We start from the raw sequence: 12639 nt of genomic DNA, 5'->3' as shown, positions 1-12639 counted from the left end.
TATGAAGTGGTGTATCCGCGGCAGATCCTCGACGGCGACCTGCGCAGCCGGTTCGACGTGCTGATCCTGCCCAGTGGCGCGCTGCCGCTGCCGGCGGAGCTGGCGGTCGAGGGCCGGGCCGGTCGCGCCCCGGCCTCGCCGGATCCGGCCACCCTGCCGGCCGAGTTCCACCCGCTGCTGGGCGAGCTGCAGGGCGAGGCCGCGGTTGCGGCACTGCGCCGTTTCCTGCAGGCGGGCGGCCATGTCGTGGCGACCGGCTCGTCCAGCGGGCTGGCGCTGCAGTTGGGCCTGCCGCTGCGCAGCCACCTGCAGGTGGCCGGCGCCGATGGCCAGCCCAGGGCCCTGAGCCAGCGTGAGTACTACATCCCCGGCAGCGTGCTGCAGGTGGCGGTGGACAAGTCGCGCCCACTCAACTGGGGGCTGCCGCCGCGGCTGGACGTGTACTTCTCCGACGGCCGCTGGGACAATGCCCCGGTGTTCGACCTGCCGGCCGACCGCGCCGACATCCGCCCGCTGCTGCGCTTCGATACGGCCGCCCCGCTGCGCAGCGGCTGGGCCTGGGGCCAGGAGTACCTGCAGGGCGGGGTGCTGGCCGCCGAGGCCGACGTCGGCGCCGGGCGCCTGACCTTCTTCGGCACGGACATCACCTTCCGCGCGCAGGCCCACGGCTCGTTCAAGCTGCTGTTCAACAGCCTGCTGCAGACCGCGGCCGACCCGCAATGAGGCGTCGGGGCCGGCATGGCCCCCGCCGCCGCCGGCCAAGCATGGCCGGCAGCTGAAGCGCAAGAGGCAGGCGGCCCCCGGGACTTGCAAAGCCCCGGGAATGCTGACAGAATGCACGACCACTCGCGGGGCTCATGCTTGCATGGGCGCCGCAACCAGCGAAATGAAGGGCAGGACGCGCTTCGTATTCGCCAGACTAAGGACAGGTCGCGTGGGTCGCTCCAGGACATCGGGGCGCTTTCTGCGCGTTTGTTTGCGTCTGGGGCGGGCCGGGAAACCGGGCCGCCTTGCTGTTTTGAAGGGATTCGCGCGCTGGCCGGGTGGTGTGGCCGCGCATTCATGGGGTCCGGTACACAAGAGGCCGGGCCTGTCGCTCTTTAGACCTATAGGAACACCGTCATGGCGGACCAAAAGATCCGGATTCGGCTGAAGGCGTTCGATCATCGCTTGATCGACCGCTCGGCCAGCGAGATCGTTGAAACGGCCAAGCGGACCGGCGCGCAAGTGCGTGGCCCGATCCCGCTGCCGACCAAGATCGAACGTTACACCGTTCTGGTTTCCCCGCACGTCGACAAGGACGCGCGTGACCAGTACGAAACCCGCACGCACAAGCGCGTGCTCGACATCGTCGACCCCAACGACAAGACCGTGGACGCGCTGATGAAGCTCGAACTGGCTGCCGGCGTCGACGTTCAGATCAAGCTGACCTGAGGACTGCGACCATGACGAAGAAGTATTCGTTGGGCTTCGTGGGCCGCAAGGCCGGCATGAGCCGCGTTTTCACCGAAGACGGCCAGTCCATCCCGGTGACCCTGATCGAAGCCACCCCGAACCGCATCGCGCAGGTCAAGACCGTCGAGACCGACGGCTACAGCGCCGTGCAGGTGACCGTCGGCGCCCGTCGCGCCGCCCTGGTGAACAAGCCGGAAGCCGGCCACTTCGCCAAGGCCAAGGTCGAAGCCGGTCGTGGCCTGTGGGAATTCCGCGTCGAGGACGCCCAGATCGGCGATTACGCCGTCGGTGGCGAAGTCAAGGCGGACATCTTTGCCGTTGGCCAGAAGGTCGACGTCCAGGGTGTCACCAAGGGCAAGGGCTTCCAGGGCACCATCAAGCGCTACAACTTCACCATGGGCGACGCCACCCACGGTAACTCGCTGTCGCATCGCGCGCCGGGTTCGTTGGGCCAGCGCCAGACCCCGGGTCGCGTTTTCCCGGGCAAGAAGATGGCCGGCCACATGGGTGCCGTGCAGCAGAGCACGCAGAACCTGGAAGTGGTCAAGGTCGACGTCGAGCGTGGTCTGATTGCCGTCCGTGGTGCCGTTCCGGGCGCTGCCGGTGGCGACGTGATCGTGCGTCCGGCGAGCAAGGCATAAGGAGAGATGACGATGGAACTCGTTATCACGGGTAGCAACAACAAGGTCTCGGTCTCCGAAGCCGTGTTCGGTCGCGATTTCAGCGAGGATCTGGTCCACCAGGTCGTCGTTGCCTACCGCAACGCCGCTCGCGCCGGTACCAAGGCACAGAAGACGCGCTCTGAAGTGGCCGGCACCACCAAGAAGTCGAAGAAGCAGAAGGGTGGTGGCGCTCGCCACGGTGCCCTGACCGCTCCGATCTTCGTCGGCGGTGGCGTCACCTTCGCGGCCAAGCCGCGCAGCTTCGAGCAGAAGGTCAACCGCAAGCAGTACCGCGCCGCCATGTGCGCCATCCTGTCCGAGCTGAACCGCCAGGGCCGCCTGACCATCGTCGAGTCCTTCGACGTGGAAGCGACCAGCACCAAGGGTCTGATCGGCAAGCTGGCTGGCCTGGAAGTGGGCAAGCGTCCGCTGATCGTCACCGAAGAGGCGTCCGAGCATCTGTACCTGTCGGCCCGCAACCTGCCCTACGTGCAGGTGCGTGACGTGCAGGGCCTGGATCCGGTCGCGCTGGTGGGTGCCGACACGGTCGTCATCACCGCCGATGCGGTCAAGAAGGTCGAGGAGTGGCTGGCATGAGCAGCAACGAAAAAATCTTCAGCGTGCTGCGCGCTCCGCGAGTCTCCGAAAAGACCGCGCGCCTGCAGGAACTCTCCAACCAGTACGTCTTCGAAGTCTCGAACGAAGCAACCAAGGCCGATGTGAAGGCCGCGGTCGAGCAGCTGTTCGACGTCAAGGTCGAGGCCGTCAACGTGGTCAACGTCAAGGGCAAGAGCAAGTCCTTCCGTAACCGCGCTGGCCGTCGCGGCGATTGGCGCAAGGCGTACGTGCGTCTGGCCGATGGCCAGTCCATCGATGTAACGGCCAAGGCCTGAGGTACATCCCATGCCATTGATGAAATTCAAGCCCACCTCCGCAGGCCGTCGTTCGGCCCTGCGCGTGGTCACGCCCGATCTGCACAAGGGCGCACCGCACGCGGCGCTGGTGGAGTCGCAGAGCAAGTCCGGTGGTCGCAACCACCATGGCCGCATCACCACCCGTCACGTGGGCGGTGGCCACAAGCAGCACTACCGCATCATCGACTTCAAGCGCAACAAGGAAGGCATTCCGGCGCGCGTGGAACGCATCGAATACGATCCGAACCGCACCGCCCACATCGCCCTGCTGTGCTACGTCGACGGTGAGCGCCGCTACATCATCGCCCCGAAGGGCCTGAAGGCGGGTGACCAGGTCATCTCCGGCGCGCATGCGCCGATCAAGACCGGCAACACCCTGCCGCTGCGCAACATCCCGGTCGGTACCACCATCCACGGCATCGAGCTGAAGCCGGGCAAGGGCGCCCAGATCGCCCGCGCCGCCGGTGCTTCGGTGCAGCTGGTGGCTCGCGAAGGCATCTACGCCACCCTGCGCCTGCGCTCGGGTGAAATGCGCAAGGTGCCGGTCGAGTGCCGCGCCACCATCGGTGAAGTCGGCAACGACGAGCACAACCTGGAGAAGCTGGGCAAGGCCGGCGCCAAGCGTTGGCGCGGTGTCCGCCCGACCGTCCGCGGTGCCGCCATGAACCCGGTGGACCACCCGCACGGTGGTGGTGAGGCCAAGGCCGGCCAGGGTAATCCGCATCCGGTCACCCCGTGGGGTGTCCCGACCAAGGGTTACAAGACGCGCCATAACAAGCGCACCCAGCAGTTCATCGTCCGCGATCGTAGGGGCTAATCGACCATGGCACGTTCACTCAAGAAGGGCCCGTTCGTCGATCACCACCTCGTCAAGAAGGTGGAGGCCGCTGCGGGCAGCAAGAAGCCGATCAAGACCTGGTCGCGCCGTTCGATGATCCTGCCGGAAATGGTAGGCATCACCATCGCCGTGCATAACGGCAAGAACCACGTACCGGTTCTCGTCAACGAGAACATGGTCGGCCACAAGCTCGGCGAATTCGCCATCACCCGGACCTTCAAGGGTCACGGTGCTGACAAGAAGTCGGGCAAGTAAGGAGAGATGACGATGGAAGCGAAAGCAATCCTGCGCACCGCGCGCATCTCCCCGCAGAAGGCCCGTCTGGTCGCTGACCAGGTGCGCGGCCTTCCGGCCGAGCGTGCGGTCAATCTGCTGAAGTTCTCGGACAAGAAGGCCGCTGCCCTCATCAAGAAGGTGGTGGAGTCGGCCATCGCGAACGCCGAGAACAACCAGGGCGCCGACGTCGATGAGCTGAAGGTCAAGACCATCATGGTTGATGAAGGTCCGAGCCTGAAGCGCTTCATGGCCCGCGCCAAGGGCCGCGGCACGCGCATTCTCAAGCGCACCAGCCACATCACCGTGGTCGTGGGCGAGGGCAAATAACGATGGGTCACAAAGTTCATCCGATTGGTATCCGCCTGGGCATCGCCAAGGACTGGAACTCCAAGTGGTACGCCAACAAGGCCGAGTTCGCCAGCTACCTGGCGGCCGACCTGAAGGTCCGCGAGATGCTTCGCAAGAAGCTGGCGCAGGCCGGTATCTCCAAGATCCTGATCGAGCGTCCGGCCAAGACCGCGCGCGTGACGATCCACACCGCCCGCCCGGGCGTGGTGATCGGCAAGCGTGGTGAGGACATCGAGAAGCTGCGCAAGGAAGTGAGCGAAGTGATGGGCGTTCCGGCGCACATCAACGTCACCGAAGTGCGCAAGCCGGAGCTGGACGCGCAGCTGGTCGCCGAGTCGATCGCGCAGCAGCTGGAGCGTCGCATCATGTTCCGCCGCGCGATGAAGCGTGCGGTCGGCAACGCGATGCGCCTGGGTGCCCTGGGCATCAAGGTCAACGTGGCTGGCCGCCTGAACGGCGCTGAAATCGCCCGTTCGGAGTGGTACCGCGAAGGCCGCGTGCCGCTGCACACCCTGCGCGCCGACATCGACTACGGTTTCGCTGAGGCCAGCACCACCTACGGCATCATCGGCATCAAGGTCTGGATCTACAAGGGCGAGGTCTTCGATTTCTCCCAGGTTGGCCAGGAAAAGCAGGACGACAGCCCGCGCAGCGATCGCAATGATCGTGGCGACCGTGCCGACCGTCCGTCGCGCCCGGCTCGTGAAGCGAGGTAACGGCAATGTTGCAACCCAAGCGAACCAAATACCGCAAGATGTTCAAGGGCCGCAACGACGGCCTGAGCTGGAGCGCCAATGCCGTCAGCTTCGGTGAGTACGGCCTGAAGGCCACCGCTCACGGCCAGCTGACCGCGCGCCAGATCGAAGCGGCCCGTCGTTCGATCAGCCGTTACGTCAAGCGTGGCGGCAAGATGTGGATCCGCGTTTTCCCGGACAAGCCCATCACCAAGAAGCCCATCGAAGTCCGAATGGGTGCCGGTAAGGGTGGCGTGGAGTACTGGGTCGCCCAGATCCAGCCGGGCCGCATGATCTATGAAATCGAGGGTGTTTCCGAGGAAGTGGCGCGCGAGGCGTTCCGCCTGGCGTCGGCCAAGCTCTCGGTCACCACCACTTTCGTGACCCGGACGGTGCGCTGATGGACATCAAACAACTCCGCGAGAAGTCGGCTGACGAACTGAAGGCCCACTTGGTCGACCTGCGCAAGGAGCAGTTCTCGCTCCGCATGCAGGCCGCCACCGGCCAGCTGCCGAAGACCCACGAAACCCGCCGGGTGCGCCGCGAGATCGCTCGCGTCAAGCACCTGATCGGCAGCACGAAGTAAGGATGGCTGCGATGAGCGAAAATACTGAAAGCAAGACGCTGCGCACGGTCGAAGGCCGTGTCGTCAGCAACAAGATGGACAAGACGGTCACCGTGTTGGTGGAGCGCCAGGTCAAGCACGCCCTGTACGGCAAGTACATCAAGCGTTCGACCAAGCTGCACGCTCACGACGCCGAGAACACCTGCAACGAAGGTGATTTCGTGCGTGTGACCGAGATTGCGCCGCTGTCCAAGACCAAGAACTGGCGGGTGGTGGAAATCATCACCCGCGCAGCGAAATAAGGAGCCTGAATCATGATTCAGATGCAGAGCTACCTCGACGTCGCTGACAACTCCGGTGCCAAGGAAGTGATGTGCATCAAGGTGTTGGGCGGCTCGAAGCGCCGTTATGCCCACATCGGCGACATCATCAAGGTCACCGTGAAGGACGCGATTCCGCGCGGCAAGGTCAAGAAGGGCGAAGTGTACGACGCCGTCGTGGTGCGTACCCGCAAGGGTGTGCGTCGCGCCGACGGTTCGCTGATCCGTTTTGACGGCAACGCCGCGGTCCTGCTGAACAACAAGCAGGAGCCGATCGGCACCCGTATCTTCGGGCCGGTGACCCGTGAACTTCGTTCCGAGAAGTTCATGAAGATCGTCTCGCTCGCTCCCGAAGTGCTGTGAGCGACAGGAGATAATCATGGCTAACCGTATCAAGAAGGGCGACCAGGTCGTCGTCAACACCGGCAAGGACAAGGGCAAGCAGGGCGAAGTCGTCCGCGTCGACGGCGACCGCGTGGTCGTCGCCAACGTGAACATCGTCAAGCGCCACACCAAGCCGAACCCGCAGGCAGGCGTTGCCGGCGGCGTGGTCGAGCGTGAAGCTTCGATCCATATCTCCAACGTCAATGTCCTGAACCCGGCTTCGGGCAAGGGCGAGCGCGTTGGCTTCAAGGTGCTGGAGGATGGACGCAAACTGCGTGTGTTCCGCTCCAGCGGTGAGGCGATTGACGCCTGAGGAATGAGCTGATGACTTCCCGTCTCGAAAAAATCTACAAGGAAGAAGTGGTGCCGGCGCTGATGAAGCAGTTCGGCTACACCAATCCGATGGAAGTGCCGAAGCTGGTCAAGATCACCGTCAACATGGGCGTCGGCGAAGCCGCGACCAACAAGAAGGTGCTCGAGAACGCCGTGGCCGACATGACCAAGATCACCGGCCAGAAGCCGGTGGTCACCAAGTCGCGCATCTCGGTGGCCTCGTTCAAGATCCGCGATGGCTGGCCGATCGGTTGCAAGGTCACCCTGCGCCGCAACACCATGTTCGAATTCCTGGATCGCCTGATCAACATCTCGCTGCCGCGCGTGCGTGACTTCCGCGGCGTGTCGGGTCGTTCGTTCGACGGTCGCGGCAACTACAACATGGGCGTGAAGGAACAGATCATCTTCCCGGAAATCGACTTCGACGCCGTCGATGCGATCCGCGGCATGGATATCGCCATCACCACCACCGCCAAGACCGACGCGGAAGCGAAGGCGCTGCTGGCAGCGTTCAAGTTCCCGTTCCGTAACTGATCCGTCGAGGAAACCGAAATGGCAAAGACCTCCATGGTCAACCGCGACATCAAGCGGGAAAAGCTGGCCAAGAAGTACGCCGACAAGCGTGCGGCTCTGAAGAAGATCGTGTCCTCGGTGGATGCGAGCTACGAAGAGAAGATCGAAGCCGCGGCCAAGCTGTCCAAGCTGCCGCGCGATTCGTCGCCGAGCCGCCAGCGCAACCGCTGCGAACTGTCGGGCCGCCCGCGTGGCGTGTACCGCAAGTTCGGCCTGGGCCGCAACAAGCTGCGCGAAGCCACCATGCGTGGCGACGTGCCGGGCCTGCGCAAGGCCAGCTGGTAACAGACCTCCGCGCCGGGCCGCAAGGCCCGGCCGGTGGGTCGGCAGGGTGACCTGCCGGCAAGACAGGGAGTCCGACGCAAGTCGGACTTTTTGTCGTATACTCCCGCGTCTTGCCCGGCCGGAATTGCGGGTGACGTTGGAAAAGGGCCCCGGCCCATCCCGGGAAAACTCGAGATTTTCGCGAAAGCGGATATCGGTGCACTCAAAGGTATACACATGAGCATGACTGATCCCATCGCCGACCTGCTGGTCCGCATCAAGAATGCGGCCGCGGTTGGCAAGCAGACGGTGAAGGCGCCGTCGTCCAAGATCAAGGTGGCGATTGCCCAGGTCCTGAAGGACGAGGGTTACATCACCGACCTGCGCGTCAACCAGCTGGACAACAACAAGGCCGAGCTGGAAATCGTCCTCAAGTACTTCGAGGGCAAGCCGGTCATCGCGACCCTGAAGCGCTACTCGCGTTCGGGCCTGCGCCAGTACCGTGGCAAGAGCGAGCTGCCGAAGGTCCTCAACGGCCTGGGCATTGCCATCATTTCCACCTCCAAGGGCATCATGACCGATGCGCAGGCGCGCCAGCAGGGCGTCGGCGGTGAAGTCCTGTGCTTCGTGGCCTAAGCGAGAAGGAGTAGAACATGTCCCGCGTAGCCAAGAAGCCGATCAACCTGCCCAAGGGCGTTGAACTGAACATCCAGCCGGAATCCGTGAGCGTGAAGGGCCCGAAGGGCACCCTGTCGCTGAACAAGTCCGCTGGCGTTGAAATCACCATCGACAATGGCGTCGTCACGCTGAATCCGAAGGACATCTCCTTCGACGCGCTGACCGGCACCGTGCGTTCGATCCTGGCCAACATGGTCAAGGGCGTGTCCGAAGGCTTCGAGAAGAAGCTGGAGCTGGTGGGCGTGGGTTACCGCGCTGCCATGCAGGGCAAGGACCTGAACCTGTCGCTGGGCTTCTCGCACCCCGTCGTGTTCGTGGCGCCGGAAGGCATCACCCTGGCCACCCCGACGCAGACGGAAATCGTCGTGCAGGGCGCGGACAAGCAGGTGGTCGGCGAAGTCGCCGCCAAGATCCGTGGCTACCGCCCGCCGGAGCCCTACAAGGGCAAGGGTGTGAAGTACGCCGGTGAGAACATCATTCGCAAGGAAGCCAAGAAGGCCTAATTCCTAGGTTTTCAGCTTTCGAGGATAAAGATCATGAACAAGAACATCGCTCGCCTGCGTCGCGCCAAGTCGACCCGTTCGCACATCCGCACCCTGGGCGTGCCGCGTCTGTCGGTGCTGCGCACCGGCCAGCACCTGTACGCGCAGGTCTTCACCGCCGACGGCTCGAAGGTGCTGGCTGCCGCCAACACCACCCAGGCCGACGTCAAGGACGGTCTGAAGAACGGCAAGAACGCCGACGCCGCCGCCAAGGTGGGCCGTATCGTCGCCGAGCGCGCCAAGGCCGCCGGCGTCGAGAAGGTCGCCTTCGACCGCTCGGGCTACCGCTACCACGGCCGCATCAAGGCCCTGGCGGACGCCGCGCGCGAGGCCGGCCTGCAGTTCTAAGGGAACCGGGCAGGGGGCCGATGGCCTCCTGCACACCCGCTCGCCGGCCTGAGCGAGGCCGGACGGCGCCGTTCTTCTGCAGCGGCCCACCGGAACAGCGCGTCATTCCACAACCATAAGCGGCCCCGAGCCGTACATACCCAACAACCAAGGAATCAACATGGCAGAAGAACGTCAGCAGCGGGGTCGCGACCGCGACCGCAACCGCGAAGAGAAGATCGACGACGGCATGATCGAGAAGCTGGTCGCGGTCAACCGCGTCAGCAAGACCGTCAAGGGTGGCCGCCAGTTCACCTTCACCGCCCTGACCGTGGTCGGCGACGGCGAAGGCAAGGTCGGTTTCGGCTATGGCAAGGCGCGCGAAGTGCCGGTCGCCATCCAGAAGTCGATGGAGCAGGCCCGCAAGAACCTGGTCAACGTCGACCTGAACAACGGCACCCTGTGGCATCCGGTCAAGGACGGCCACGGCGCCGCCCGCGTGTTCATGCAGCCCGCCTCGGAAGGTACCGGCGTGATCGCCGGCGGTGCCATGCGCGCCGTCCTGGAAGCGGTTGGCGTGAAGAACGTGCTGGCCAAGGCCACCGGTTCGCGCAACCCGATCAACCTGGTCCGCGCCACCGTGAAGGGCCTGGCGGGCATGCAGTCGCCGGCGCGCATCGCGGCCAAGCGTGGCAAGAAGGTGGAGGAACTCAACCATGGCTAATGAGTCCAACAAGACCGTGAAGGTGCGCCTGGTGCGCGGCCTGCGTGGAACCCAGTCGCGCCACCGCCTGTCGGTGCGTGCCCTGGGCCTGAACAAGCTCAACGATGTGCGTGAACTGAAGGACAGCCCGCAGGTTCGCGGCCTGATCAACAAGGTTCAGTACCTCGTCCAGGTTGAGGAGTAATCGACCATGACTCTGCGTCTCAATGAACTGAGCCCGGCTCCGGGCGCCCGCACCGAGCGCACCCGCGTCGGCCGCGGTATCGGCTCGGGCCTGGGCAAGACTGCCGGCCGCGGCCACAAGGGTTCGTTCGCCCGCAAGGGTGGCGGCAAGATCAAGGCCGGCTTCGAAGGCGGCCAGACCCCGATGCAGCGCCGTCTGCCGAAGATCGGCTTCCGTTCGCCGATCGCCAAGGACACCGCTGAAGTGCTGCTGTACCAGCTGGACAAGCTGCCGGCCGGCGAGATCGATTTCGCCGCCCTGCGTGCCGCCAAGCTGGTTCCGAGCACCGCCAAGAAGGCCAAGATCGTCGTCAAGGGCGAAGTGACCAAGGCGTTCACCCTGAAGGGCGTCGCCGCCACGGCCGGTGCCAAGGCCGCGATCGAAGCTGCCGGCGGCAGCGTACAGGAGTAACGGGAACATGGCGCAAGCTGGCATCGGTAACCTCGCGGGCGGAATGGGCAAGTTCACTGAACTTCGCCAGCGTCTTCTGTTCGTAGTCGGGGCATTGCTCGTCTATCGCATCGGCTGCTACGTGCCGGTGCCGGGCGTCAATCCCGATGCCATGCTTGCGCTGATGCAGGCGCAGGGCGGCGGTATCGTGGACATGTTCAACATGTTCTCGGGCGGCGCCCTGCACCGTTTCAGCATCTTCGCGCTGAACGTGATGCCGTACATCTCGGCATCGATCGTGATGCAGCTGGCGGTCCACATCTTCCCCGCGCTCAAGGCGATGCAGAAGGAAGGCGAGTCGGGCCGCCGCAAGATCACCCAGTATTCGCGCATCGGCGCCGTGCTCCTGGCCATCGTGCAGGGCGGCTCCATAGCGCTGGCACTGCAGAACCAGGTGTCCCCGGGTGGCGCACCGGTCGTCTACGCGCCGGGCATGGGCTTCGTGCTCACCGCCGTGGTCGCGCTGACCGCCGGCACCATCTTCCTGATGTGGGTCGGCGAGCAGGTCACCGAGCGCGGCATCGGCAACGGTGTCTCGCTGATCATCTTCGCCGGCATCGTCGCCGGCCTGCCGGCCGCGGTCATCCATACCCTGGATGCGTACCGTGACGGCAACATGAGCTTCATCTCGCTGCTGCTGATCGTCATCGTGGTGCTGGCGTTCACCTATTTCGTGGTGTTCGTCGAGCGCGGCCAGCGCCGGATCACGGTGAACTACGCGCGCCGCCAGGGCGGTCGCAACGCGTACATGAACCAGACCTCGTTCCTGCCGCTGAAGCTGAACATGGCGGGCGTGATCCCGGCGATCTTCGCCTCCAGCATCCTGGCCTTCCCGGCCACGCTGGCGATGTGGTCCGGCCAGGCCAGCTCCGCCACCTGGCTGCAGAAGGTGGCCAATGCGCTGGGCCCGGGCGAGCCGCTGCACATGATCGTGTTCGCCGCGCTGATCACCGGTTTCGCGTTCTTCTATACCGCGCTGGTGTTCAATTCGCAGGAAACCGCCGACAACCTGAAGAAGTCGGGCGCGCTGATCCCGGGCATCCGTCCGGGCAAGGCCACCGCCGAGTACATCGACGCGGTGCTGACCCGCCTGACCGCGGCCGGCTCGCTGTACCTGGTGATCGTCTGCCTGCTGCCGGAGCTGATGCGTACCCAGCTCAATGCCTCGTTCTACTTCGGCGGCACCTCGCTGCTGATCGTGGTGGTGGTGGTGATGGACTTCATCGCCCAGGTGCAGGCGCACCTGATGTCGCACCAGTACGAGAGCCTGCTGAAGAAGGCCAACCTGAAGGGCGGCAACCGCGGCGGTTTTGCGCGCGGCTGATTCCCCGGCTATACTTTCCGCTTCATAGCGAGAAGGCTGCCCTGGTTCCCGGGGCGGGCCTTCAAGACAGAAGGGCGGCCCCTGCAGCGGTTCCGGGTGGGGGTGTGATGTGGTTGTTCCGCGCGGGAGTAGCGCGGGCGGCTCGGAGAGCGATCTCCCTGCCAGGCACATCCGGCGCCGGAGCATGGGCACACTCCCCACGCCGGGCTCATGGAACCTTGTGTTCCACGGGCTTCCAAGCAAACCGGGACCTTGTTAGAATCGCTAGTTCACTTTTTTGATCCATCCTGCCGGAATGGCGCGCCACGCGGTGCGCATTCGGCCATCACTCAGCTGGAGAACCGCGTCATGGCGCGTATTGCAGGCGTCAACCTGCCAGCCCAGAAGCACGTCTGGGTCGGGTTGCAAAGCATTTACGGCATCGGCCGTACCCGCTCGAAGAAGGTCTGCGAAGCCGCAGGCGTTACTTCGACCACCAAGATCCGCGACCTGTCGGAGCCGGAAATCGACCGTCTGCGCCTCGAAGTGGGCAAGTACATCGTCGAAGGCGACCTGCGTCGTGAAGTCGGCATCGCCATCAAGCGCCTGATGGACCTGGGCTGCTACCGCGGCCTGCGTCACCGTCGCGGCCTGCCGCTGCGTGGTCAGCGCACCAAGACCAATGCACGCACCCGCAAGGGTCCGCGCAAGGCGCTTAAGAAGTAA

Annotated in this window: 24 protein-coding genes; all 24 read left to right on the top strand. The window is 64.5% G+C overall.

Annotated features, from left to right (window positions below; genetic code table 11):
* A partial coding sequence (locus tag AC06E6_RS15190) for a hypothetical protein (RefSeq protein WP_478061872.1) occupies positions 1 to 723 on the top strand: 723 nt, incomplete at its 5' end.
* A 399-nt stretch (positions 724 to 1122) separates the two neighbouring features.
* Positions 1123 to 1434: a 30S ribosomal protein S10 gene (rpsJ, locus tag AC06E6_RS15185; protein WP_005408208.1), complete on the top strand. Its 312-nt coding sequence runs from the start codon at positions 1123 to 1125 to the stop codon at positions 1432 to 1434.
* Between the two features lie 11 nt (positions 1435 to 1445).
* On the top strand, positions 1446 to 2096 hold the full coding sequence (gene rplC / locus AC06E6_RS15180) for a 50S ribosomal protein L3 (protein ID WP_054663304.1): 651 nt from the start codon (positions 1446 to 1448) through the stop codon (positions 2094 to 2096).
* Between the two features lie 12 nt (positions 2097 to 2108).
* Positions 2109 to 2714 carry a 50S ribosomal protein L4 gene (rplD, locus tag AC06E6_RS15175; RefSeq protein WP_054668595.1) on the top strand — a complete coding sequence of 202 codons (606 nt, stop codon included), beginning with the start codon at positions 2109 to 2111 and terminating at the stop codon, positions 2712 to 2714.
* Positions 2711 to 3010, top strand: a complete 300-nt coding sequence (gene rplW, locus AC06E6_RS15170) for a 50S ribosomal protein L23 (RefSeq protein WP_054663307.1) — start codon at positions 2711 to 2713, stop codon at positions 3008 to 3010. The genes rplD and rplW overlap by 4 nt, the downstream gene beginning before the upstream one ends.
* Positions 3011 to 3020: 10 nt before the next feature.
* Positions 3021 to 3848, top strand: coding sequence for a 50S ribosomal protein L2 (rplB, locus tag AC06E6_RS15165; protein ID WP_056931946.1), 828 nt, complete (start codon positions 3021 to 3023; stop codon positions 3846 to 3848).
* Between the two features lie 6 nt (positions 3849 to 3854).
* A complete protein-coding gene (gene rpsS, locus AC06E6_RS15160; protein ID WP_104938139.1) occupies positions 3855 to 4124 on the top strand; it encodes a 30S ribosomal protein S19 in 270 nt (89 codons plus the stop codon).
* A 12-nt stretch (positions 4125 to 4136) separates the two neighbouring features.
* A complete protein-coding gene (rplV, locus tag AC06E6_RS15155) occupies positions 4137 to 4472 on the top strand; it encodes a 50S ribosomal protein L22 (protein WP_054668596.1) in 336 nt (111 codons plus the stop codon).
* Positions 4473 to 4474: 2 nt separating this feature from the next.
* Positions 4475 to 5209 (top strand): 30S ribosomal protein S3, encoded by a 735-nt coding sequence (gene rpsC, locus AC06E6_RS15150; protein ID WP_054663315.1) that lies wholly within the window; start codon positions 4475 to 4477, stop codon positions 5207 to 5209.
* Positions 5210 to 5214: 5 nt separating this feature from the next.
* On the top strand, positions 5215 to 5628 hold the full coding sequence (rplP, locus tag AC06E6_RS15145) for a 50S ribosomal protein L16 (RefSeq protein WP_054663318.1): 414 nt from the start codon (positions 5215 to 5217) through the stop codon (positions 5626 to 5628).
* On the top strand, positions 5628 to 5813 hold the full coding sequence (gene rpmC, locus AC06E6_RS15140) for a 50S ribosomal protein L29 (protein ID WP_055767495.1): 186 nt from the start codon (positions 5628 to 5630) through the stop codon (positions 5811 to 5813). Before rplP ends, rpmC begins: the two co-directional genes overlap by 1 nt.
* 11 nt (positions 5814 to 5824) lie before the next feature.
* The gene (gene rpsQ, locus AC06E6_RS15135; protein WP_055767498.1) at positions 5825 to 6094 is read left to right on the top strand and encodes a 30S ribosomal protein S17; all 270 of its coding nucleotides are present in this window, start codon (positions 5825 to 5827) and stop codon (positions 6092 to 6094) included.
* A gap of 12 nt (positions 6095 to 6106) precedes the next feature.
* Complete coding sequence (gene rplN, locus AC06E6_RS15130) at positions 6107 to 6475, top strand: 50S ribosomal protein L14 (RefSeq protein WP_003479595.1); 369 nt, start codon at positions 6107 to 6109, stop codon at positions 6473 to 6475.
* 16 nt (positions 6476 to 6491) lie between these two features.
* Positions 6492 to 6809, top strand: coding sequence for a 50S ribosomal protein L24 (rplX, locus tag AC06E6_RS15125; protein WP_054663326.1), 318 nt, complete (start codon positions 6492 to 6494; stop codon positions 6807 to 6809).
* An 11-nt stretch (positions 6810 to 6820) separates the two neighbouring features.
* Positions 6821 to 7363, top strand: a complete 543-nt coding sequence (gene rplE / locus AC06E6_RS15120; protein ID WP_104938140.1) for a 50S ribosomal protein L5 — start codon at positions 6821 to 6823, stop codon at positions 7361 to 7363.
* A gap of 18 nt (positions 7364 to 7381) precedes the next feature.
* Complete coding sequence (gene rpsN / locus AC06E6_RS15115) at positions 7382 to 7687, top strand: 30S ribosomal protein S14 (protein ID WP_054663332.1); 306 nt, start codon at positions 7382 to 7384, stop codon at positions 7685 to 7687.
* A 216-nt stretch (positions 7688 to 7903) separates the two neighbouring features.
* Positions 7904 to 8302: a 30S ribosomal protein S8 gene (gene rpsH, locus AC06E6_RS15110; RefSeq protein WP_104938141.1), complete on the top strand. Its 399-nt coding sequence runs from the start codon at positions 7904 to 7906 to the stop codon at positions 8300 to 8302.
* Positions 8303 to 8319: 17 nt separating this feature from the next.
* Positions 8320 to 8847, top strand: a complete 528-nt coding sequence (gene rplF, locus AC06E6_RS15105; protein ID WP_104938142.1) for a 50S ribosomal protein L6 — start codon at positions 8320 to 8322, stop codon at positions 8845 to 8847.
* A gap of 33 nt (positions 8848 to 8880) precedes the next feature.
* On the top strand, positions 8881 to 9234 hold the full coding sequence (gene rplR, locus AC06E6_RS15100; RefSeq protein WP_054663339.1) for a 50S ribosomal protein L18: 354 nt from the start codon (positions 8881 to 8883) through the stop codon (positions 9232 to 9234).
* A 160-nt stretch (positions 9235 to 9394) separates the two neighbouring features.
* Positions 9395 to 9937, top strand: coding sequence for a 30S ribosomal protein S5 (gene rpsE, locus AC06E6_RS15095; RefSeq protein ID WP_054663341.1), 543 nt, complete (start codon positions 9395 to 9397; stop codon positions 9935 to 9937).
* Positions 9930 to 10121, top strand: coding sequence for a 50S ribosomal protein L30 (gene rpmD / locus AC06E6_RS15090; RefSeq protein ID WP_005408214.1), 192 nt, complete (start codon positions 9930 to 9932; stop codon positions 10119 to 10121). Before rpsE ends, rpmD begins: the two co-directional genes overlap by 8 nt.
* A 6-nt stretch (positions 10122 to 10127) precedes the next feature.
* Positions 10128 to 10571, top strand: a complete 444-nt coding sequence (gene rplO, locus AC06E6_RS15085; protein ID WP_054663344.1) for a 50S ribosomal protein L15 — start codon at positions 10128 to 10130, stop codon at positions 10569 to 10571.
* A gap of 7 nt (positions 10572 to 10578) precedes the next feature.
* Complete coding sequence (gene secY, locus AC06E6_RS15080; protein WP_054663347.1) at positions 10579 to 11934, top strand: preprotein translocase subunit SecY; 1356 nt, start codon at positions 10579 to 10581, stop codon at positions 11932 to 11934.
* Between the two features lie 348 nt (positions 11935 to 12282).
* A complete protein-coding gene (gene rpsM, locus AC06E6_RS15075) occupies positions 12283 to 12639 on the top strand; it encodes a 30S ribosomal protein S13 (RefSeq protein ID WP_054663350.1) in 357 nt (118 codons plus the stop codon).

The sequence above is a fragment of the Stenotrophomonas sp. Steno-Z10-HUANG genome, from assembly GCF_056393075.1.
This window is presented reverse-complemented; position numbering and strand designations above follow the sequence as displayed.